Here is a 23168-nt window from a genome sequence, read left to right on the forward strand (position 1 = left end):
TGATGCAATATTAGAAATTAATCAAGAAATACTTTTGTTAATTGCCCCTTCAAACTCCTCCAAAGCTTGTACGGTTCCTACTTGCCAAGCTCGTTCAACTATAGCGGCAATAATTTGAGTTACAGGGATATTTGGAAAATTAGGACTGCGATCGGATTCGATGTAATGTCCATCCCTAAGTAGATAAATCCTCAGCTTTTTACTATCGTAAATCCATAGTTCTGGAACAGCGATCGCTTCATAAGCATCAAGAGTTGTTTTTGATGTCACATCTGTTTCAATTGCCAAATCAGGAGGCGGATCGTTTGGTTCGAGTTTGCGACGACCAATCATTCTTTGGTAATTCTGGATGTAGAAACAAGCATCTGGTTCTACCCCTGCTGTATTTTCCCGCTTGAAGGTGGTTGAACCAAAGGGTTCATAACTTTTCCCTGCGATCTTCAACAAGATTTTTACAATATCCGAAATTAAGTCCTTTGATTTTTCATGTTCGGATAGAGGAACCATAATTTCCAACGTAGACTTGCTGTAAGCAACTCGTAGTGATCGCTTTTCCCCCAGTTCTTGCAAGATCGACTCAAATTCTTCCCAGCTGACATCTTGAATAGACACTGTACTATCAGGCGCTAGCCGCATTTGGCTAACAGGTTTAACAACGGGGGGTACAGCAGTCATAAGCATTTTCCTTATAAAGGAACATATTCTGATTGAGGCCGGATTAGCTTTAGAGTAACCTAATCAGCTCGCTTACAGGCTAGTTGCAAAATTTTCCTCCATTCCCTAAACTCTTTTTCTCTACGTACCAGCATTTGATAAGTTAGTACATAATCTGAAACAATAACAGTTAATACAAAGAGGGGATTACGTTGAGTCAAAATCCAGATGCCATAGCCCCGCACGGTGGACAGTTGGTTAACCGTATCGCCACACCAGAACAAAGAGCAGAGTTTCTCTCAAAAGCTGACTTTTTGCCGCGAGTACAACTTGACGCTCGCGCCGTTTCCGATCTAGAAATGATTGCGATCGGTGCTTTTAGTCCACTGACGGGTTTTATGAACCAAGAAGACTACGATCGCACTGTTACAGAAATGCGACTAGCTAACGGTCTTGTGTGGTCAATCCCGATTACACTATCGGTAAGCGAAGAAGTAGCTTCCCCGTTACAAGAAGGCGGCTTAATCCGTCTGGATAACTCCAGAGGCGAATTTATCGGAGTTTTGCAACTCACGCAAAAGTATAACTATGACAAAACCCGCGAAGCAATAAAAGTCTACCGCACTGATGATGTCAAACATCCTGGTGTGCAGGTACTCTATAACCAAGGTACTGTACATCTGGCGGGTGATATTTGGTTGTTACAACGCGAACCTCATCCCCAGTTTCCCACTTATCAAATCGATCCAGCTGCCTCACGGCAACTATTTAAAGACAAGGGTTGGAAAACCATCGTCGGCTTTCAAACTCGCAACCCCATTCACCGCGCCCATGAATATATTCAAAAGTGCGCTTTAGAAATTGTTGATGGTTTATTTTTGCACCCATTAGTTGGGGCGACAAAAGAAGATGATATCGCTGCTGATGTGCGGATGCGTTGCTATGAAATTTTGCTGGAACATTACTACCCCTTAGAGCGGGTAGCTCTGGCAATCAATCCAGCCGCAATGCGCTATGCTGGGCCTCGTGAGGCTATATTCCATGCTTTAGTCCGCAAAAACTACGGCTGTACTCACTTTATCGTCGGGCGGGATCATGCTGGTGTCGGTGACTATTACGGCACTTACGACGCTCAGTACATCTTTGATGAATTTGAGCCAAGTGAATTAGGCATTGTGCCGATGAAATTTGAACACGCTTTTTACTGCACGCGCACTAAGCAGATGGCAACATCTAAAACCAGTCCCAGCAGGCCAGAAGAACGCATTCACCTATCAGGGACAAAAGTTAGAGAAATGCTGCGGCGCGGTGAATTACCTCCACCAGAATTTTCTCGTCCAGAGGTAGCAGCAGAGTTGGCACGGGCAATGCGGATAGAAGTAACGGCTTAGGGTATTGGTAAAACAGTGCTGAGTGCTGAGTACTGAGTGCTGAGTGAGGAGTTAAGAGTTACGAGTTAGGAGTTACGAATTCTCCCCCTGCTCCCCTGCTCCCCTGCTCCCCTGCCCCCTGCTCTCCACACTTTTGTAACTTTACAATACAGAGTTCAGCCCTGTAAGCTGCTAACTGAATAGCTGAGGGCTGATAACTAATTATGAAACGTCGCGCGTTTTTAGAGAGAATTGGCTCAATACTCGCGGTATTGGGGATCGCTGAAGCTGAGTGGTTGCCTTTAGGAAATCGCTATTATCAGGCTTTGGCACAACCCAGTCCGCGCAAGTTGGCATTGTTAATAGGTATTAACCAATACCCAAAAATTCCAGCCCTCAGTGGTTGTTTGACGGATGTGGAACTACAAAGAGAACTTTTGATTCATCGCTTTGGTTTCCAAGGGTCAGATATCCTAACTTTAACTGAGGAACAAGCTAGTAGGGAATTCATTGAGGCGGCTTTTTTGGATCATCTGGGTAAGCAAGCTAAACCCAGTGATGTAGTCCTCTTTCACTTTAGCGGTTATGGCAGTCGTGTCAAATTAGAGACATCACTAGAGACAATGCAAAACGCTTTGGTGCCAACTAATGCCAGTTTCATATCGCAAGACGAGAAAATAGTCAACTATATATTAGAAGAAACTCTACTGCTATTATTGCGATCGCTCCCTACAGATCGAGTCACAGCAGTATTAGATACTAGCTATTATGCGCCAACCCCAGTATTAGGATTAAAAAGTCGCGCCCTTCAGGAATCATTAGAAACAAAGCTAGCAGCAGAAGAACTCGACTTTCTTCAACAACTTAAAACTCAAAAGTTACCCAGCACTCCAATCGTCTTAGCAGCTACCTCAAATCCAAAGCAGTCTGCTAGGGAAGAACTCTTTTCTGGTTTTAGTGCTGGGTTATTTACCTACGCCTTGACGCAGTATTTGTGGGAATTCACCCCAACTACCAGAATTCAAGTCGCTCTCTCTTATATGGAAAATTCTCTATCCAAATTGGGTAGTAAACAGCAAGCAGCGTTATTAGGTAGTCAAAAAAATCAACATTTAACGTCTCTACCGTCAGACAGTATTATTGGTGCAGAAGGCGCGGTGACAGCGATTGAACAAGACGGCAAAACAGTCCAGTTGTGGTTAGCAGGATTACCGCCACAAGTGCTGCTATACTACGGAGTTAATTCTCGATTTACCCTGGCAACAACAACAGAAGAATTAGTATTGCGATCGCGGACTGGGCTAACAGCAAAAGCGCAAATTTCCCAAATTGAAGGTGCAAATCCCCTACAAGTTGGGCAACTTGTCCAAGAAGCTGTCCGGGTTTTAGCCCGAAATATTCATTTAATAATTGCTTTGGATACTGGATTGGAAAGAATTGAGCGGGTAGACGCCACAAGTGCCTTCGCTGCCTTTCCCCATGTCTCCACCGTAGTCGTAGGGGAAAAACCAGCTGATTATTTATTTGCCAAACTACAGGAAATTCCCAGTCGTTATGGTCTATTTTCTCTTGGTGGCGAGGTAATTCTCAATACCACTGGAGAAGTAGGAGAAGCAGTGAAATTAACAGTGCAAAGGTTAGCACCAAAATTCTCAACTCTGCTTGCAGCCAAGTTATGGCGACTTACAGAAAATCAAGGTTCTTCCCGCTTGGCTCTCAAGGCTACTTTAGAAATAATTAGTGGTATATCACCACAGGTAGTGATGCAGCGTGAAACAATACGAACTTTAAAACCTGAAACTTCGATAAAAAAATCACTCCCCGCTCCGATTGTGCCTATCGGTAGTCGAATGCAATATCGGCTAGAAAACCAGAGCGATCGCCCAGTATATTTAATCTTGCTGGGATTAAATAATAATCATACAGCGATCGCTTTCTATTCTTGGGAAACCCCCCAAGAACTAAACGCTGCGGACACCAAACCTCTGCTTAAAGAAGCCGTCATTGCGCCAGGTGAAACCCTCACTCTACCCCAAACTAATGCTGCTTCTGAATGGGTGATTTCAGGGCCAGCTTGCTTTTGCGAACACCAACTAATTTTTAGTACTGCCCCCTTTAGCGAAACTCTCGCCGCCTTGAACACTACCAAGTATTCCACAGCCGAACAAGGGCCAATTAGCCCATTGTTGAATTCCCTAGACGTTGTACAAGCTTTGCTACAAGACTTACATAACGCTAGTGCCCTCAAAGCGGAGATGAACGGGACAACAGCCGATTCACATAGCTTGGATGTGAATCATTGGGCAAGTCTTAGCTTTAGTTTTCAAGTGTTGTAAGTTAATGTGATTGAAGAAGAATGCAGAATTCAGAATTCAGAATCAAGACACTCTCTACAAGAACTGCGCTATTCGCTTTTTCGGTCAGAATTCCCACTCCTGGCTCATGCTTCGTGCCTTATCCCAACGACAAATATTTACGCCCACCTACTTAATGCCTCTACTAAAGCCTGATTTTGATCATCTGTCCCAACAGTGATGCGTAATTTATCATCTAATCCAGGCTGCTTGAAGTAGCGGATTAAAATTCCCTGTTCCTTGAGTTTTTGATAAAGGTATTCTGCGTTTCCTTCTCTTGGCTGTGCCAGCAAAAAGTTAGCTTGAGAATCCCAGATATGAAAACCTAATTGTTTCAAGTCTGTTGCTAACTTAGTCCGTGATGCTTTAATCTTGGCTACACAAGCATTTTTATAAGCTTGGTCAGTGATGGCAGCCGTGCCAATTGCACAAGCGATCGCATCAATGTTATAGCTATCTTTAACCTTAAACAATCCCTGCAACAGTTTGGGATTCGCCACCCCAAAGCCCAATCGCAATCCTGCCAACGAGTACCCTTTAGATAGTGTCCGAAGCACAATGACGTTTTCGTATTCCTTAACCAAAGCCAATGCATTCTCTTCGGTAAAATCTATGTATGCTTCATCAATCACTAAAACTCCAGATAACTGGCTGGCTAATTTTCGCAAATGATTTGTTGCCACCACATGCCCCGATGGACTATTGGGCGACGCAATAAATGTCACCGCCCCATCGGCAGCAACTAATTCTTTCAAAGGTAGGCTGTAGTCTTTGCTGTAGGGAATCTCAATAATTTCCGCCGCTTGCATTTCTGTTAATGTGCGATATAGCACGTAAGTAGGCATCGGATAAACTACCTTTTTCCCAGGTTCAGCACAGGCTCGAATCACCACACTCAACAATTCGTCACTGCCATTTCCGACAATTATCCAATCACTAGGAATTCCTAACACTTTACTTGCAGCTTGCCGGAACTCCCCCCCGAAAGGTTCTGGATACCGCCGCAACCACTCACCATCAATATTTCGTAGCACAGCTAATGCCGCAGGAGAAGGAGGATAGGGATTCTCGTTGCTGTTAAGTTTAATAATCTGTGTACCACGTTGAGGCTGCTCACCAGGAATATAGCTAGCCATTGCATCAACATTAGAGCGAAAGTAGTTGGTCATAGGGCATGGTAAATTGGGTGGGATGTCTACGACGGGCGTAGCTGCAACACCTTATGGCGTATCTTAAGCAAATTTCAACCCGCAATTTTTGACGATATCGTTTTTTTGTCGCTTACATCAGAAAATAGGGCTTTATAAATTACGAATTACTAATTGTAAAAATATGTTAGATAAATGGAATCCAGAACTATACGAACGATTTCAAGCTGAAAGAAGTCGTCCATTCTACGACTTGGTAGACATGGTACATCGGCAAGAAAACTTACGAGTTCTCGATTTAGGGTGTGGAACTGGAAAGTTAACGAAATATCTGCATGAAACCTTAGCAGCACAGGAGACTTTAGGGATAGATGCTTCTGAGAAAATGCTGGAAAAGGCGCGTCAGTTTCAAGGCAATGGACTACGGTTTGAGCAAAGACGGATTGAGGAAAACCCAGGAGATGAAGAATTTGATGTGGTATTTTCTAATGCGGCATTGCAGTGGTTGACGGGACATGAGGTTTTATTTGAGAAATTGCGGGCAAAACTGCGACCTGGTGGGCAGCTTGCCGTACAAATACCAACGATGGATAATGAGCCAGTGCATCAAATAGCAGTTGAGACTGCACAGGAATTCAGTCAAGAATTAAGAGGATATGTGCGGCGTTTAGAGGTACTTCCTCCAGAAACATACGCCCGAATGCTTTATAAATTGGGGTTTGTCAACCAGGAAGTCAAGCTGCAAATTTATGGGCATGTCTTGCCCTCACGAGAAGCCGTAGTAGAGTGGTATCGCGGGACATTGCTAACGGCTTATGAGTCCCAATTGGATGCCCAAACCTATGAGCGATTTGTGGAACGCTATCAGCAGAAGCTATTCGAGTTGTTAGAGGATGAGCGCCCGTTCTTTTTTCCCTACAAGCGCATCTTAATGTGGGGGCGTATTTAAGAAACTGAAGCTAGTTGTGATTTTAAGCATAATCTGGTTCTTGTCAGCTTTTGGTGATCTCGGTTGGGGGAAGGCAGAGGGCAGAGGGCAGAAGGCAGAAGTCAGAAAGATATAATCGAGATACTTCAAACTTCACTCCTTCAAACATTTGAGGTATAAGCCTCAGCAAGTTCTATGTCGGTGCTAACTCACCTATTACCAGATTCAAGCAATCTGAGACTTGAGAATTGCCAACTTGACAAAATAAAAACTCAGATAAATTTGATTGTTTCGGCAATCAGTAGAGTAGTTAACTGTCCAGTTTGTAACCACCCAACTCAAAAAATTCATAGTCGCTATGAACGCTTATTAGCAGACTTACCCTGGGCTGATTACAGCATTACCTTACAGTTACGGGTAAGGAAGTTTTTTTGCATCAATAGGTTGTGTAAACGGCGCATTTTTACACAAAGGCTGACCAATGTAACCACACCTTGGGCTAGAAGAACTCTACGTTTAGCTCAACGACTGAGTGTGATTGGTTTAGCTAATGGTGGTGCAGCAGGGGAAAGACTCTTACAGCAATGGGGGATAAAAGTTTCTCGCAACACACTGTTAAATTTAGTCCGCTCAATCCCACTGCCACCAATCGTAACGCCACATACTCTTGGGGTAGACGACTTCTGCTTTCGTAAATGTAAAACTTACGGGACAGCACTAATTGACCTCGAACGCAGCCGACCAATTGCTCTACTAAAAGATGCAAAGGCTGAAACCTTGACAGAATGGTTAAAAGCGCACCCTGGTGTCAAAGTCGTCTCACGAGATCGGTCAAAAACTTATGAAAGTGGTATTCGTCAAGGCGCGCCAGAAGCTATTCAAGTTGCAGACCGTTTTCACTTATTGCAGAACTTATCTCAAACGCTCTATCAAGTCTTTGGTATGAATACCAAAGTACTTAAAGAAGTGGAAAAACAAGTATTTAGTACTGATACTAAAGTGCATTTAGAGGTGGAAACATCACTAATTGAGGGCATTCGGGAATTGGATGAGGATACATACTCCACCCAATTGCAGACCACTGAAATTCAAAACGAGTCTGGGGATGTTAAACCCTTTTTGGCAGAGAATACAGACGGATTGACTGCACAGGAAAACCCTCAAACCAACATTCTGCCGTCTGCCGTCTGCTCTCTGCCTTTCCCCGATAACCTTTCCATGATTGCTGAGACTAATAAGAGTCCAGTTGTGCCAAGGTTTCCCCAAAACACATCTTTAAAAAGAAAGGTTCAATCCGCCAAAGCACGGGATAGACGGAGGGAAATCCATGAGCAAGTTTGGAGACTGCGGACTATTGGCCTCTCAGGACTAGCAATCGCTCAATCCCTTGGAGTTTCTAAAACTACCGTATTCAATTACTTGCGTAGCTCAACTTTTACCGAACGTCGTGAACGTAGCGACCACGGTCTGAGTCTTCTCAACCCTTATCATGATTACCTCCTCAGTCGCTGGAATAGCGGGAACCACAACACCCAAGAACTGTTTGAAGAAATTCGCACCTGCGGCTATATCGGTGGTTATGCCACGGTCGCTCGCTTCACTCGTTATCTCAAGACCTTGCGCGGATTTGAGCCAGCAAAGTGTTCAAAGAAAAACGCGTCCCCCAGGGTGAGTTCTTCCTCCCATCGTCCTCTCACCCCCAGTCGCGTCACAGCTTTAGTCTTGCGACGACCAGAATTTATACAGCCTAATGAGCGTGAAATCATCGCTCAACTACAAACAGCCCATTCTGATTTGAAATCAGTTATTGAACTAGCTCAACAGTTTGCATCTCTTGTACGTCAACGTCTACCTGAGCAGCTCGATGCTTGGTTAAACACAGCTAAAAACAGCTCTGTTTCTTTGTTGCGCTCCTTTGCTGTTAGTTTAGAGTCTGACTACGATGCTGTGAAAGCAGGTGTAACTATGTCAGTCAGCAATGGCCCCGTTGAAGGACATATTAATCGACTGAAAATGTTAAAGCGGCAGATGTATGGTCGCGCCAAAATAGATTTACTGGAGCGACGGTTTTTGTTGGCTATTTGAGGAGAAAACTTTGACAATTTACACTTGATTATATGAGTTATAGAAATCAGTTTATCTGGCAAAGGGCGGTTCAACTTGCTATCAATTGTTATAAATTTACCCGCCTATTTCCTCAGTCAGAATTGTATGGTTTAACCAGCCAAATCCGACGTTCTTCTGTATCTGTAGCATCCAATATAGCCGAAGGATATGGAAGACGTTCAAAGCAAGAATATGTACAGTTTTTACATATTGCTTTAGGCTCTTTGAGAGAACTCGATACACAATTAATCATTGCTAAAGAAGTAGATTTAGCTGACAAAAACCTTTTCACTCCCCTATTGAATGAGGTCGAGGAAATGCAAAGTATATTAGTTGCTAGCTTAAACAAACTCAAAGCTTGAATTTATTACTTCTACCCTTCCGACTTCTGCCTCCTGCCTTCTGCCCTCTGCCTTCCCCCAACCGAGATCACCAAAAGTTGCCAAGAACCCATAATCTTGCTTGATTTAGAAGTTAAAGTTGCACAACCTGTCCAACTTCTGCTTCAAGTCACATAAACATGTGAGTGGAATGATAACTTTGCCGCCATTGGAAGCATAACTTTGCCGTTAACAAAGCTGTGATAATTATTCTATCGTTGGGCGATCGCATTCATATTTTAGCCATTAGAAGCATAACTTTGCCGGAAACCGAATTTGGAAGCATAAGCTTGCCGCAAGTCACACTTATTCTAGAGGGTTGCATCACCTACAAGTAGTTTACATAAGACAATGCTAATACTTTCTAGCATTTGGTAGTTTAGAGGTTAGAAATTTAACGCTTCCTTTAAACCTCCAAAATTACGGTTAAGAAAAATGAATACATTACTTTTTCAAGCTCAACTTATAATGTTCCATTTATCTCTATTAGCTGCCGAAAGTGAAGTCAGAGAACTTAAACTCATAGCGCCATCAATAGCAAGTATGGCAGCATTACGCGGAGTTGCATTACATAAAAAGTTCGGCGGCGGTAGAAATTTGACTTTAGCTGAAGCGATCGCACACGAAAAACCTCTGACCCTTGAAGATATTAATACAATGGTGGATTTTTTTGAAAAATTCAAACCAGACATGGACGATCCTGGGTGGTACAACCCTGAAAAACCCTCTGTAGGTTGGATTCGCTGGTCTCTCATGGGAGGACAGTCTGGTAAAAACTGGTCACTAGACACTAAAAAGATGGTTGAAGAAGGTTTGAAAGATAAATCTATAAAAATAAAGACGCCGGAATAAATATACAGCTTTTTCTAGGTAGCTCTATTTGGCGATCGCACTTGGGAACACTAATATAAGTAAAGTTCTAAAATATACTTTGATGTCCTCAAGCGAAGCCTTCACCAGAACCGAATTAATAGACCCAGCTTTAGAACTAGCAGGATGGAACCTGAAAGACCCCAACCAGGTAGGGTTCGAGATTCCAGTGGATGGCTATGATGCCGAACCTTGGAACGGTATCACTGACTATTGCTTGTATCAGGCTAATGGTGAAGTAATAGCTGTAGTTGAGGCCAAACGACAAAGTCACGATCCACGTATTGCTCAAACACAGGTAGAGCATTACGTTACAGAAATAGAGAAGCATCAAAATTTTCGCCCTTTTGCATTTATGACGAATGGGCGAGAATTTTATTTTTGGGATGTAGGAAATTCTGCTAAAAGACAAGTGGCTGGCTTCTTCTCGCCAGCAGATTTAGAAAATTTACTCTACATCCGCCAGAATAAAATTCCGTTGAATGTAGTGCCAATTAATACCCTAATCGCGGGTAGAAGCTATCAACAAGAGGCAATTCGGCGAGTATGTGAAACATTTGATGAGGGTCAGCGCCGCGCTTTGTTGATCATGGCGACGGGGACAGGGAAGACACGCACCACAATGGCAATTATTGACCTGTTTCTCCAGGCGAACCAAAGCCGTAAGGTATTATTTGTTGCCGACCGTGATAATTTGGTAGACCAAGCTTTGACCGATGGTTTTAAGCCACATATCCCTCATGAGCCGTGCGATCGCATTTTCACCCACAACATCGATAAAACCAAAAGGCTTTACACTGTAACCCTACAAACTTTGGCACGATGTTATCAACAATTTACCCCAGCTTTTTTTGACCTGATTATTTTTGATGAAGCCCATCGGTCAATTTTTAACCGTTTTCAGGAGGTAATGGAATACTTTGATGGGCGGATGATAGGGCTGACAGCGACTCCAGCAAGTTTTGTTGATCGTAATACTTTTAACACCTTTCATCGCTTTGATGGTACGCCAACATTTCTCTACGAATATAAAAAAGCAGTTAATGAGAAGTATTTAGTAGACTTTAGTCCATATCAAGCCCAGACCAAATTTCAAAAAGAGGGAATTAAAGGGGCAACTCTCAGTGAAGAAGACCGCAATGCTTTAATAGAACAAGGTCTTGACCCTGATGATTTAGATTATTCAGGTACAGATTTAGAGAAGACTGTCAGTAATAGAGATACTCTGCGAAAGCAGTGGGAAGAAATTCTGGATGTTTGTCATAAAGATGAGTCTGGACAACTACCAGCGAAGACAATTGTCTTTGCACTGACTCAAGATCACGCTTTGCGGCTGTGTGAGGTGTTTGAAGAAATGTATCCACAGTATTCGGATTTGGTACGGGTAATTACTCACAAAACTGAATACAAGGGAAAGCTGACAGGCAGATTCAAACATGAAGATATGCCTCGAATTGCTATTTCTGTGGATATGTTAGACACCGGAGTAGACATACCAGAGGTAATGAATCTGGTGTTTATGAAACCTGTACAGTCCCAGATTAAACTCTGGCAGATGATTGGACGGGGAACTCGCAGCCAAGAGGCTTGTAGACATTTGGAGTGGTTGCCAAATCGCACCAAGCAAGAGTTTTTGATTATCGACTTTTGGGAAAACGAATTTGAGGCGAAGCCACAAGAAGCAGTGGCGCAAACTATTCCCGTACTCCAAAGGATTTTTAACACACGCTTGGATTTACTGGAGTTGTATTTGTTTGAGCAAGTATCACCAGATTGTCAAGCAGTAATTGCCAGCTTGCGCCAACAAATTACAGAAATTCCCACAGATGCTTTTACTGTTAAAAAGCAACTGAATCAAATTGAGGAAGCTTGGACAGATTCATTCTGGAGTTACATCACTCAAAATAAATTGAAATTTCTCCGGCTAAAAGTTGCTCCACTGCTGCGGTTTGTTCCAGGGGTAGATGTAGCAGCAGCAACCTTTACTAGCAAGGTTGAGCGTTTGAAAATGGAAATTCAGACGGAAGGGGCAACACCAAATACTTTACAATCCATTGCTGAAGATATAAGTCGCTTACCAGATTTTGTGCATCAGGACACCCAAAAGCAAGGTGCGGTGAAGTTGTGTCTGTCGTCTCGGTTGAAAAATGCAACGGCGGCTGAATTGAATCAGGTGATTGCTGCTTTAGCTGAACAGATGAAGAATCGACGGCAACGCCCCAGTATTTTTTTAGAATTAGACTTGCCTGATTTTGTCGAAACCCGTGGTTTCATCTCTGTCGGTGAGGGTGGTGAGCAAGTATATGTGGAGGAGTACAAAAAAAGAGTTGAGGAAAAAATCACAGCAATTATTGAGAACCATTCTACTATCAACGCTATTCGCCAAGGTGAAGCAGTAACGGATATGCAACTGATTGAGTTAGAGCGCACTTTGCGTCAAGGTTTGGGTGGTGGTAATATTCAGCTTTCGGAGTCTAATATTCGTAAAGCTTATGGGTTGAAGAAGGCTAGTTTTTTAGCATTTTTAAGGTATCTGCTGGAATTAGATGCGATTCCTGATTATGAGGAAGTAGTTAAGCGTCAGTTTGATGAATTTATTAGTCTACGCCAGTATAATGCCAATCAAATTAATTTCTTGCGGGCGGTGCAGAGTGTATTTTTACAAAAACGTAGGTTAGAAGTAGCTGATTTGTATGAGGGTACTTTGGCAAGGTTTGGGATGAATGCGGTTGAAAAACTATTTTCTGATGGTGAGGTTGATAATTTATTAGGGTTTATAGAACTGTTAGCAGCTTAATTATTTAATTATTGTCATGGTTAAAAATCAATTGAAAGATACATTGAATCTACGTCGAAAAGAATTAATTAAGAATATTCAAATTTTATCTGAGCAAAAAACTAATATTTTAGACGCTATAGCTCAATCTTGCTACTTTATTGAGCAGAATATATGCAGAACAGAATCAGATATGAAGATAGTAACTAAAGAGTTTGTAAGCAATTTAAATAAGCGTAGGATGATCGAATACAGCAGTGAAGAGGTGGAACAATTTCAAAAACTTTCAATGCAAAGTATAGCATTGGAAGCAAGTGAATTAATACCAGAAGAATTTGGTCATCTTAATGATCCTAATTATTTGATGGACGAATTTGGTAACAGAATCGAAACTTTTGATGATTTTTTTATACAAAATGAGTATAATTTGAAATTATTTACTTTTATTTATCATCAATTTTTTATTACTATAATAGCTACTCTAGATGATTATTTTTCACAATTTTTATTATTAATTTTACAAGCTTATCCAGAAAAAGTAGAAAGTAAAAAAATTTCGATAAATTACAATGACGTATTTAATTTTTTAGAATTAGGCGAAAATGAAAATATTGTTGAATTAATAGATAGCCAAATTACTAATCATGTAAGGACTTTAATGCATGGAAAACCATTGGCATATCTTAATAATCTTGTTTCATATTTAGAAGATGAAAAGCTAATCCGTTTAGAAAAGTTAACTTATTGTGAAATGTGTTTACGGCGTAATGCAGGCGTACATAGCGGATGGGTTGGCAATCAGGAGTATAATCATAAAATAGAAGAACTTAAGAAAGTAGACACAGGCAATCAATTAAAATTTTCATCTAATGAGACTAATTTTTTAGGGCTTGATATTGACTATTTTAAGGAATCATCTGAAACTTGTAAGCAGATTATTAATACATTAAAAGAATACTGTGAGAATAAATTTCAACAATAAGATACTAATTAAAATATGCTCACTGACACCAATCTAAAATCAAAAGTAGATCAACTCTGGGATAAGCTATGGACTGGTGGCTTATCCAATCCAATGGATGCTATCGAGCAATTCTCATTTCTACTCTTCCTCAAACGCTTAGACGAAGCTGAAGATTTAAGAGAACGCCAAGCCAAGCGCCGTAAACAAGAGAATTATCAGCCACAAATCCCCCTAGAAATGCGTTGGCGACATTGGACACAGATGAAGGCTGATAATGCTTTAAGCCATATCAAAAATAAGGTTTTCCCCTGGTTGAAAGAAATGGGGAATCCTGAAAATCAGGAAGAAACCAATGAAATAGATAACTCGGAAATTCAGGAAGAAGCCAATAAAAATAAAAGTTCCTTCAGTCAGTATATGCAAACTGCGGAATTTAAAATTAATAAATCAAGTCTATTAATTGAAGCCTGCAAAGCCATTGATGAGATGAAAATCTCGGAACAAAATCAGGATATACAGGGGGATTTGTATGAGTATTTATTATCAAAGCTGGGTATTCCCGGTAGAAATGGACAGTTCAGAACACCCCGCCATATTATCCAGATGATGGTGGAAATGGTGGAACCTAAACCCACTGATAGAATTGGCGATTTAGCTGCGGGTACTTGTGGGTTTCCAGTAAATGCTTATCAATATATTTTGGAAAAACACACCAGTCCAGAAATATTGTATGACGACAAAGGACAAAAGCAGCTAGTTGGGGATATGCTCTCTCCTGAAGAGGCGGAATTTTTACAAACTCAGGCTTTGACTGCATACGATAATGATTCTGGAATGACGATGTTACGCATCGGTTCTATGAATTTGATGCTGCATGGCATTGAGCATCCCCGGTTCTTTTATAAGGATACCCTTTCTAAATATTTTGATGATAAACAAACCCTGGATTTAGTATTGATGAATCCGCCTTTTAAGGGAGCAGTTGATCCGGGTGATGCTCATCCGACTTTGGCGGGTAAAAGTAAAAAATCAGAATTGCTATTTTTGCACCTAATTCTGCGCGTCTTGGATATGGGTGGCAGATGTGCGGTAATTGTCCCGGATGGGGTGCTGTTTGGTTCCAGTAAGGCGCATGTTGAAATTCGCAAGAAGATTATCGAAGAAAATCGCCTTGATGGGGTGGTGTCGATGCCAAGCGGTGTGTTTAAACCTTATGCGGGTGTGTCTACGGCGGTGCTGCTTTTTACTCGCGGGGGAACGACTGACCGCATTTGGTTCTACGATATGGAGCATGATGGCTTTTCTCTGGATGACAAGCGGCAACCTGTAGCTGAGAACGATATTCCTGATATTCTGAATTGTTGGCGGCATCGATTTGATGCTGATTTCACAACTCAAAAAAAGGAACGGTTAGCTGAGTTAAAGATGCAAATTGCGCCTTTGAAAGTGGAACGTTTGCAACTGCACAAGGAAATTAATCGCTTAACGTTTGAAAATGCCGTTGCACCCGCAGATGATGAGCCAACGCGCATTGCTTTGGAAGCGGATAGGCAAAAACTGGCACAATTACATGAACAAATGACTCCGTTGCAAGGGGAAATTAATCAACTAAATCGTCAGTTTTGGGTGAATAAGGCGCAGGTGAAGGGGAATAAATATGATCTGTCAGCGAGTCGTTATCGTCAAGTTGAGCAGAATGAGGCGTTTTATGATTTGCCGCAAGTAACACTTGAAAGGTTATTTAAATTAGAGGAAGTGATGGCCGAAGAAGTTCAAGAATTAATGACTTGGGTAAGTTCTGATTAATGGCAAAAGAATTATTTGACCAGTTTAGGCAGGTTACTAATTTTCCAGAAAATTGGAAATTAGTGGAACTAAATGAATTAATCTACGATTTACGCGGTGGTTCCCCTCTAGAACCAGAAGATTTTCTTGATAAAGGTTTTCCGGTTCTCCATAAGGGAGCTATTAAGCCATTTGGAGAAATTGAAATAGACCCGAAAAAGAAAGCATTTACACATCGTGATTTCGTTAAAAAATATTCAAAATCAGTTATTAGTAGAGAATATACAACTGTTACTTTAAGAGATTTAATTCCTTCTGGCCCTTCAATAGGTTTAATCAGTACACTCTACTCATCCCCATATCCAGAGTACATACTTGCTCAAGGTGCCTATGCTTTTTTAGTTAATACAAAGCTTGTAATACCTGAGTATCTTGTCTGGCTATCTAATACTTATGATTATCGTAAATTTGTACGTACAATTGCAGTAGGCAGTACTCAAATTCATGTAAGGACACCAGTATTTACTTCTATCCCAATTCCTCTTCCGCCTTTAGCAGAACAAAAAAGGATTTCAGCAATCTTGGGAAAATGCGATCGCCTGCGGCGCACCCGCCGCTACGCCCGACAACTCAGCGACACCTTCCTACAATCTGTATTTTTGGAAATGATTGGCAATCCATTTACTAATCCAAAGAAATGGAAGCAACTTTCTATTAGAGAAATAGCAGATATTATAGTACCTACAAGAGATAAAGCTAAACATTTCTGTGGGAATGTTCCTTGGATTACATTACCAGATTTAAATGGATTGTTTATTAATTCTGCAAAAAACTTACTTACACATGAGGATGCGGCAGAAGTTGGTAATCGCTTAATGCCAGCTAAAACCGTACTTTTAAGTTGTGCAGGAAGCTTAGGTAAAGTAGCGGTTACTACAAGAGAAGTTTATGCCAATCAACAATTTTATGGTTTAGTAGCAAAATCCAGCTTAGTAAATCATTTATTTTTAGCTATCAGCTTGATAATGCTTGGCGAAGATTTTTTCTTTCAACTAGCAGGAATATCTACTATTGGCTTCTTTAGTAAAGACAAGGCTTTAGAAATTAAAATTCTTCTTCCCCCTCTTTATCTCCAAGAAAAATTCGCCCAAATCATCCAAAAATTTGAACGCCTCCGCACCCAACAACAAGAAGGCGAACGCCAAGCAGAACATTTATTTCAAACCATGCTGCATCAAGCTTTTCGAGGTGAACTGACATCTTCTGACTTCAATGATGAAACTGTATCCGTTTTCTCCCAAGAGATTCCCGTACGACAGCCAAAACCAAAATCTACAGTTGAAGTTGCTGAATATGTCCATACCAAAGTCAACCAGCAAGAAACAGAAGCAGTTCAACTAACCTTGCCAGGGTTGGAATAGATGGCGTGGAGATTCGCAACTCCGATAACCTTTGGGAAAATCTTATACAATAGTCGTGAACTCCGACTTATACTCCAAGCACATCCAAAAAAGGTGATAGACAGCGTTACTATTTCAACCCAATATATAATCGACGTACTCAGTAGACTACCTTTGGAGCCACTAGAATACTGTCAGCGATGGGTTGAAGTACCTTCAGATGAACGTGGTTATCGTAAAGCTTGTGTGACGGCTCTAGCCGAGGCCACAGGCTTAAGTCCACGTACAATTAATGACTGGGGCCCTAACTTTGAGAGGCGACCAGATCACGTTCTACATGTTCTTAGAATGGCGGATATGCTTAACCAGATCAGGAAAATCGTCTTGCCCCCTGATTATCCGCAAAAATAATTTAATCGGAATTTCCGACTAAAAGACTAGTATTGTAGGCAGAGATTTCTTAATCTGTAGACTGTTGTATTAGACTGCCGCTTGAGTACAACAGCAGTTGCCTTCACTTTTGAATCAACAAATTAACAGTAGGCAATAGCCAAGATCAAATTACTCAAGCCTTCATCTGGTACTTGCCCATCCATTACCAGCCCCAGATGTTTGTGAGACTTTCCCCTAATCCAGAAGAGCAGAGGATTGATGCTATCCGTCAGCTGCCTTTGGAGCCAATGGAATACTGTCGTAAGTGGGTAGATATTGACCCAGCCAGAGGTTATCGCAAAGCTTGTATCAATGCTCTGGCACAAGCCACAGGGTTAAGTCCTCACACCATCAAAGACTGGGGAACTAACTTCGACAGACGACCCCATTACATTCCTTTCCTGCTACGACAGGCTGATTTACTCAATCAATTTAAACAACTAGTTATCAGCCAACAAATAATTTTGCCACCCAACTTTCTTACTAACTAACTGTTCGTGATTTACGAGTAACTCGTGATAAAACCTCTTGCTGACACTGTATGAGGCGCTTTATTGTGTCTTATATCTGTATTCATTACCGTGAAAACAAGTGACATTATCTCATCCTAAAATTGCTCGTAATTCACAAAATAAATCTAATTTATCTGCACTAGCAGCAGTATGTGAGCAAAGAATAATAACCTCAGAACAGCAAATGCATTCTATCAGCACATTTGACATCACTAAATATCCTTTACTCGATATTTTAAAAGATATAAAAACGGGACGTATTCAACTGCCAGATTTTCAACGAGATTGGGTTTGGGATGATGCTCGTGTGCGTAGCCTACTTGCCAGTATCTCCCTTGCATACCCCATTGGCGCAGTCATGATGCTTCAGCAAAGTAACCTACAAGTGCAATTTAAACCTCGCCTCATCGATAACGTCAAAGAGCCAAAGTATGATAATCCCAGCCTGTTAATTCTCGACGGTCAGCAACGCCTAACCACTTCATTCATGGTTTTGCTGTCAGAGCAACCCGTTGTCATTAAAGATCAAAAAAGCCAAAAGCTGATAAAAAAATGGTACTACCTTGATATTGCCAAATCCCTTGACCATAACATCGACCGCCGCAGTGCCATTATCGCTTTCCCAGAATCAAAACAACTCCGAACATTTGGTGGAGAAATTATAGACTGTTCCACCCCAGAAAATGAGTATGAAGCCGGACTATTCCCATTATCAAAAATCTTCTTCTTTTCGGAGTGGAGAAGTAAATATTCCAAATATTGGCAATATGATGCTCAAAAACTCGAACTCATCGACACTTTAGAACTAGAAGTACTCAAAAAATTTGAGCATTATCAAATACCAGTAATCCAACTACGGGACTCCTTACCCAAAGAAGCAGTTTGCCAAGTATTTGAAGATACCAACACCTCCGGCTGTGACCTCAACTACTTCGACTTAATGAGTTCTAGCTACTGCGCCAATGACTTCAGCCTAAGAGACGACTGGAAACTGCGGGAAGCTCGTTTTCAGCAATTTAAAGTATTACGTTTAGTCCGTAACACTGACTTTGTACAAGCCGTAACCTTGGTAGCTGGCTACATGCGGAGAATGGAAGCAATAAAAAAAGGAGGTAATCTAGACAAATTGCCTGGTGTCTCCTGCGGTCGTGCAGATGTTTTAAAACTTTCCATCCCAGAATACTCAACCTGGGCTGATAAAGTTACCGCAGGATTTGAGGAAGCAGCCAGATTCCTGCATGGGCAGAAAATTTTTGACGCAATTGATTTGGCTTATCCCATTCAACTAGTAGCCTTGGCGGCAATTTTGACTATTTTAGGAGAACGTTCGCGTTCTGTTAAGTCTCGTTCCATGCTGGAACGTTGGTTTTGGTGTGGGCTGTTCAGTGAGATGTATACAGGTTGGCACGAAACCCGCACAGGACGAGATGTTGTGGAAATACCACAGTGGTTGCAAGAAGGGGGTTCACTCCCATCCACAATTCGCGAAGCAAATTTCTCCCCAGAGCGATTGCTGACCGTAAGAAAGCGCTATGGAGCAGTTTACCAAGGTTTATCAGCACTGCTGCGACTATCTGGAGCCATTGATTTAATTACAGGTGAAGAAATCAATGATGTGCTTTATTTTGAAGAACAGATTGACTCACATCATATTTTTCCTGTCGCCTGGTGCAGAAAGCAAGGCATCGACCCCAAAAAATATAACTGCTTAATTAACCGCACCCCTCTGAGCGCCAAAACTAACAAAAAGATTGGTAGCAAAGCACCTTCCATTTACCTTCAAGAACTTGAAATATCCGGTGTATCACCGCAGAGACTAAATGAAATATTGCGCTCTCATGCCATAGACCCAGAAACTTTACGACAAGACGACTTTGAAGGATTTTTCCAAGCACGCACAAAGGCTTTATTAGAGTTAATCGGAAAGGGAATGGGTAAGCCTTTACACTGGGAATCTTTGGAAGATTTAGGCAGTAAGTATCAGAACGGATGTATCAACAAACTGAATTATGAAATTCTTTTCACTAACTATATATAGTAGTTTTCCCTTTATTAGCTCCCAATTAAGTTAATTCCAATGGCTTAAATAACACTGTAAATATTAATAAGGGTTTGGCAAAAAAGCAGATTGATTTTAATTTATCTAAATATTATTAACTATATTAATAATATAAATCGTATAAACAGTATTAACAGTATTAACTATATGAACAGTATGAATAATATAAACAGTATTAACTATATGAACAGTATGAATAATATCCACCAGTCTTACTATTTGTAGTATAAATACAAAGCTGTTATTACAGAGCTTGTGATTGATATTTAGAATAATAAAATTGCTTTGTAGCATTTTGTAGTATTAAATATAAACTTTTTTAAATCGAAAGTAAATTGTGATTTTTTCATGCTAATTTTTACTTATAAATAAATAGGGTATTCATAAACAAATAGTCTATTCCTCAATAAAATGTGTCCAACTTATCTCATAGGTTTTAGCTTTGGATTTAAAGTAAGAGCCTAAATCTAATTGAATGCATTAGCAAATAGGTCTATCACTCCTTTTGTCTTTTTTAAGAAGTAATACAAAAGTTTAATAAACTTTATCTTTTATTTTGATTAGCTTGTGAGGCTTTTATTTTCCCTATAAAAGCTTGATTTTAGTGCCTTAGCATAAGGTTAACGGTAGAACCTCGTAAATTTGTTTATAGAAACTTACTGATCGACAAAAGCACAATTTTCACACAATAAACTAATAAGGTTTACAATGCTCATCCAAGAAGAGTTTGAACTTTGGTGCCACCGTCAAAATCTTACTGAGGCGGCCATAAAGGTTGTAGAACAAATTCGCTCATCCCAACCATCGCGCCTGGTAGGTGGAGGTAAAAAGAATGTTGCTGGGCGCTACCCCAGCCACAAGATGGGAGTGACTATACAGTTTGAGTCTCACAAAGTTGAACTTCCCTATATCTATCAATTGGAGTATGACGATGAGGTTTTAGAGTACTATGACCAACCACCTCCTATCAAGATTAGTTATCAAGCCAATAATGGGAGAAATTTAAGCTTCTTCTACACACCAGACTTTTTTGTACTCAAAAATAATTCAGTTGGATGGGTAGAGTGCAAAACTGAAAGTAAACTGCAAAAACTTGCTGAAGAAAGCCGCAATCGTTACGCATTGGGTGAAGACAATCAGTGGCACACCGCACCAGGAGAACATTATGCTAAACAATTCGGATTTTTTTTCTGCGTTTGGTCAGATGCAGAGATAAATTGGGTTTTACAACGTAATCTGAACTTTTTAGAAGACTATTATCATGCTGAGTGCCCTTTAGTAGAAAAGTCTGCCATTTTAGCTGTCTTATCGGTTATATCAGCGCAGCCAGGAATAACACTAGCTGCATTGCTTCATCTTGCTGAGGGAACTACTCCTGATGACATCTATTCTCTGATTGCCACCGATCAGATTTATGTAGATTTAACTGCCGCTCCCTTAGTTGAGCCAGAACGCTGCTTTGTTTTTCGGAATGAACAGACGGCTTTTGCTTACAGGTCGATAATTCTTACTCAGACAACCGCCAACGACATCAGTTCTCCAGTCATTGATATTATTCCTGGCTCATCAGTAATTTATGACGGCAATATCTTGACAATAGTTTTGGTGGGAGAAACATCTGTTTTACTGCATACAAAAGAGAGCCAAGCAGTTGAATTAGCATTAACTACCTTCGAGAATTTGGTTCGGGAAGGGAAGATAACAGGTTTTAGGAATAAGGTCGAATGCAATTTAAGCAATGAGATCAAGGAGATATTACTGAAAGCAAGTGAGCAAGATTTAAAAGATGCTAACTTCCGCTACAGCATTATCGAGCCGTGGCTAAAAGGACAACCAATAGAAGACAATAAAATACCTAAGCGTACCTTCCGATATTGGAAAGCTAAATATCTACAAGCCCAGCAAAAATATGGCTACGGTTACATTGGGCTTCTATCTTTCAACAACGTGAAGGGTAACCAGAATCGCAAATTGCCCGAACCGACCATACAACTGATGCAAAAGTTTATTGAGGATGAGTACGAAACCCATAAACAAAAGCGCAAATCAGAGGTATATGGTGCTTTTATCGAAACTCTGTCTTGTGCTGGTGTTCCAGAGGATCTAATTCCTAGCTACAAAACGTTTATCAAAGAAATCAAGATGCGTTCGGGTTATGAGCAAACGGTGAAGCGCTCTGGTTCTCGATCTGCCTACTCGCAGGAAGCTTTTTATTGGGAGTTAGAGTTAACAACACCTCGCCACGGCGATCGCCCTTTTGAGATTGGTCACATTGACCACACACCAGTAGATATTAAGCTACGGTGTTCACGCACAGCAAAGGTACTTGGCACAGCTTGGATAACGTTTCTAGTCGATGCCTACACCAGAAGAATACTTGCTGTTTATATAACGTTTGATCCACCTTCCTATCGGTCTTGCATGATGGTTCTGCGGATTTGCGTACAACGTTACGGTCGCCTGCCACAGATTATTGTAAGTGATAACGGGCCGGAGTTTCATAGCACTTATTATCAGACTTTAATAGCACTGTGTGACCATACTTTAAAGTATCGTCCGCCATCAAAAGCTCGGTTCAATGCTGTTGGGGAGCGTTTGTTTGGCACTGCAATGACACAGTTAGTCTACAACCTTGCAGGCAATACACAGATAACAAAGAAAGTCAGGCTGATGACTAAATCAGTTAATCCTAAAAACCTCGCGCTTTGGACACTTGATCTTTTTTACCATTATCTATGCGAATGGGCTTATGAAATATATGACACCAGAGAACATCCTGCACTAGGACAAACTCCACGGGAGGCATATACAGATGGAATGGCACAGTTCGGGATTCGTTCTCATCGCATGATCTCTTATGGACAAAACTTTAAACTTTTGACAATGCCAACTACAGATAAAGGAAAAGCCAAGGTAGATCCGAGTCAGGGCTTGCAAATCCGTCACATTCACTACTGGTCTAACGCCTTTCGTGACCCAGAAATCCAAAAGACATACGTCGATGTTAGATATGACCCATTTGATGCAGGCATTGCCTATGCCTATGTTCAGGGCCAGTGGGTTGAATGTATTAGTGAACAGTATTCAATCTTCAAGGGACGCTCAGAAAAAGAAATTGAGATAGCTACTGCTGAATTACGCAAACGTCACCAAAACCATGCAAAACAGTTCAACGTAAGAGCCAAACACTTAGCGAGTTTTTTATCAACTGTGGAAGCTGAGGAGGTTTTATTAGAACAGCGTTTGCGTGATTCTCAAGTGAAAAACGTGTTTCGCGTGATTGAGAGTGGTTTACCAAACCGCATTCCTTTCGGTCAATCGGAAGAAAAGGAAAGTAGTGATACCAAAGAGTCCAAGAATTGGGAGCCTCCGTCGCCGGAGAATATAAGCGTCAATGTGAACAAGCTTGAAATTTATTCGGAGTATTAAT

At 41.1% G+C, this 23168-nt stretch carries 16 protein-coding genes; 14 read left to right on the forward strand and 2 right to left on the reverse strand.

Annotated features, from left to right (window positions below; all coding sequences use genetic code 11):
- Positions 1 to 21: 21 nt before the first annotated feature.
- Entirely contained in the window at positions 22 to 675 is a 654-nt protein-coding gene (locus RMY27_RS19725; RefSeq protein WP_322666033.1) for a Uma2 family endonuclease, read from the reverse strand.
- Between the two features lie 191 nt (positions 676 to 866).
- On the opposite strand from RMY27_RS19725, the gene sat reads away from it, so the two are divergent.
- Both sat and RMY27_RS19735 read left to right on the forward strand, forming a co-directional pair.
- Positions 867 to 2045, forward strand: coding sequence for a sulfate adenylyltransferase (gene sat / locus RMY27_RS19730; RefSeq protein ID WP_322666035.1), 1179 nt, complete (start codon positions 867 to 869; stop codon positions 2043 to 2045).
- 203 nt (positions 2046 to 2248) lie between these two features.
- Complete coding sequence (locus RMY27_RS19735; protein ID WP_322666037.1) at positions 2249 to 4360, forward strand: caspase family protein; 2112 nt, start codon at positions 2249 to 2251, stop codon at positions 4358 to 4360.
- Between the two features lie 137 nt (positions 4361 to 4497).
- On the opposite strand, the gene hisC is transcribed toward RMY27_RS19735, so the two are convergent.
- Complete coding sequence (gene hisC / locus RMY27_RS19740) at positions 4498 to 5547, reverse strand: histidinol-phosphate transaminase (protein ID WP_322666039.1); 1050 nt, start codon at positions 5545 to 5547, stop codon at positions 4498 to 4500.
- A 163-nt stretch (positions 5548 to 5710) separates the two neighbouring features.
- Between hisC and RMY27_RS19745 the strand changes: the two genes are divergently transcribed.
- The 12 genes from RMY27_RS19745 to RMY27_RS19800 all read left to right on the forward strand — a co-directional run bounded on the left by RMY27_RS19745 (position 5711) and on the right by RMY27_RS19800 (position 23167).
- A complete protein-coding gene (locus RMY27_RS19745) occupies positions 5711 to 6475 on the forward strand; it encodes a methyltransferase domain-containing protein (RefSeq protein WP_322666041.1) in 765 nt (254 codons plus the stop codon).
- Positions 6476 to 6649: 174 nt separating this feature from the next.
- Positions 6650 to 8539: an ISL3 family transposase gene (locus RMY27_RS19750; protein WP_322666043.1), complete on the forward strand. Its 1890-nt coding sequence runs from the start codon at positions 6650 to 6652 to the stop codon at positions 8537 to 8539.
- 32 nt (positions 8540 to 8571) lie between these two features.
- Entirely contained in the window at positions 8572 to 8922 is a 351-nt protein-coding gene (locus tag RMY27_RS19755) for a four helix bundle protein (protein ID WP_322666046.1), read from the forward strand.
- A 453-nt stretch (positions 8923 to 9375) separates the two neighbouring features.
- Positions 9376 to 9792 carry a hypothetical protein gene (locus tag RMY27_RS19760; RefSeq protein ID WP_322666048.1) on the forward strand — a complete coding sequence of 139 codons (417 nt, stop codon included), beginning with the start codon at positions 9376 to 9378 and terminating at the stop codon, positions 9790 to 9792.
- An 82-nt stretch (positions 9793 to 9874) separates the two neighbouring features.
- On the forward strand, positions 9875 to 12607 hold the full coding sequence (locus RMY27_RS19765; protein WP_322666050.1) for a DEAD/DEAH box helicase family protein: 2733 nt from the start codon (positions 9875 to 9877) through the stop codon (positions 12605 to 12607).
- Positions 12608 to 12623: 16 nt separating this feature from the next.
- The gene (locus RMY27_RS19770; RefSeq protein ID WP_322666052.1) at positions 12624 to 13568 is read left to right on the forward strand and encodes a hypothetical protein; all 945 of its coding nucleotides are present in this window, start codon (positions 12624 to 12626) and stop codon (positions 13566 to 13568) included.
- A gap of 15 nt (positions 13569 to 13583) precedes the next feature.
- Entirely contained in the window at positions 13584 to 15356 is a 1773-nt protein-coding gene (locus RMY27_RS19775; RefSeq protein ID WP_322666054.1) for a class I SAM-dependent DNA methyltransferase, read from the forward strand.
- A complete protein-coding gene (locus RMY27_RS19780) occupies positions 15356 to 16756 on the forward strand; it encodes a restriction endonuclease subunit S (protein ID WP_322666056.1) in 1401 nt (466 codons plus the stop codon). The genes RMY27_RS19775 and RMY27_RS19780 overlap by 1 nt, the downstream gene beginning before the upstream one ends.
- Complete coding sequence (locus RMY27_RS19785; protein ID WP_322666058.1) at positions 16757 to 17146, forward strand: hypothetical protein; 390 nt, start codon at positions 16757 to 16759, stop codon at positions 17144 to 17146. It begins immediately after the preceding gene.
- Between the two features lie 197 nt (positions 17147 to 17343).
- Positions 17344 to 17658: a hypothetical protein gene (locus RMY27_RS19790; protein WP_114081968.1), complete on the forward strand. Its 315-nt coding sequence runs from the start codon at positions 17344 to 17346 to the stop codon at positions 17656 to 17658.
- 100 nt (positions 17659 to 17758) lie between these two features.
- Positions 17759 to 19717: a GmrSD restriction endonuclease domain-containing protein gene (locus RMY27_RS19795; RefSeq protein ID WP_322666060.1), complete on the forward strand. Its 1959-nt coding sequence runs from the start codon at positions 17759 to 17761 to the stop codon at positions 19715 to 19717.
- A 729-nt stretch (positions 19718 to 20446) separates the two neighbouring features.
- Entirely contained in the window at positions 20447 to 23167 is a 2721-nt protein-coding gene (locus tag RMY27_RS19800; RefSeq protein ID WP_322666062.1) for a TnsA endonuclease N-terminal domain-containing protein, read from the forward strand.
- Position 23168: the final 1 nt, after the last annotated feature.

Origin of the sequence: Nostoc sp. DedQUE09 (assembly GCF_034530915.1) — a bacterium.
Taxonomy (GTDB): domain Bacteria; phylum Cyanobacteriota; class Cyanobacteriia; order Cyanobacteriales; family Nostocaceae; genus Nostoc.

Bases quoted from the DNA above. Each gene is read 5' to 3' on its own strand.
- RMY27_RS19750 (WP_322666043.1), top strand. From the start codon at position 6,650: ATGTCGGTGCTAACTCACCTATTACCAGATTCAAGCAATCTGAGACTT.
- RMY27_RS19790 (WP_114081968.1), top strand. From the start codon at position 17,344: ATGTTTGTGAGACTTTCCCCTAATCCAGAAGAGCAGAGGATTGATGCT.
- RMY27_RS19770 (WP_322666052.1), top strand. From the start codon at position 12,624: ATGGTTAAAAATCAATTGAAAGATACATTGAATCTACGTCGAAAAGAA.
- RMY27_RS19725 (WP_322666033.1), bottom strand. From the start codon at position 675: ATGACTGCTGTACCCCCCGTTGTTAAACCTGTTAGCCAAATGCGGCTA.
- RMY27_RS19755 (WP_322666046.1), top strand. From the start codon at position 8,572: ATGAGTTATAGAAATCAGTTTATCTGGCAAAGGGCGGTTCAACTTGCT.
- RMY27_RS19735 (WP_322666037.1), top strand. From the start codon at position 2,249: ATGAAACGTCGCGCGTTTTTAGAGAGAATTGGCTCAATACTCGCGGTA.
- RMY27_RS19785 (WP_322666058.1), top strand. From the start codon at position 16,757: ATGGCGTGGAGATTCGCAACTCCGATAACCTTTGGGAAAATCTTATAC.
- RMY27_RS19780 (WP_322666056.1), top strand. From the start codon at position 15,356: ATGGCAAAAGAATTATTTGACCAGTTTAGGCAGGTTACTAATTTTCCA.
- hisC (WP_322666039.1), bottom strand. From the start codon at position 5,547: ATGACCAACTACTTTCGCTCTAATGTTGATGCAATGGCTAGCTATATT.
- RMY27_RS19775 (WP_322666054.1), top strand. From the start codon at position 13,584: ATGCTCACTGACACCAATCTAAAATCAAAAGTAGATCAACTCTGGGAT.
- RMY27_RS19760 (WP_322666048.1), top strand. From the start codon at position 9,376: ATGAATACATTACTTTTTCAAGCTCAACTTATAATGTTCCATTTATCT.
- RMY27_RS19800 (WP_322666062.1), top strand. From the start codon at position 20,447: ATGCTCATCCAAGAAGAGTTTGAACTTTGGTGCCACCGTCAAAATCTT.
- RMY27_RS19745 (WP_322666041.1), top strand. From the start codon at position 5,711: ATGTTAGATAAATGGAATCCAGAACTATACGAACGATTTCAAGCTGAA.
- RMY27_RS19765 (WP_322666050.1), top strand. From the start codon at position 9,875: ATGTCCTCAAGCGAAGCCTTCACCAGAACCGAATTAATAGACCCAGCT.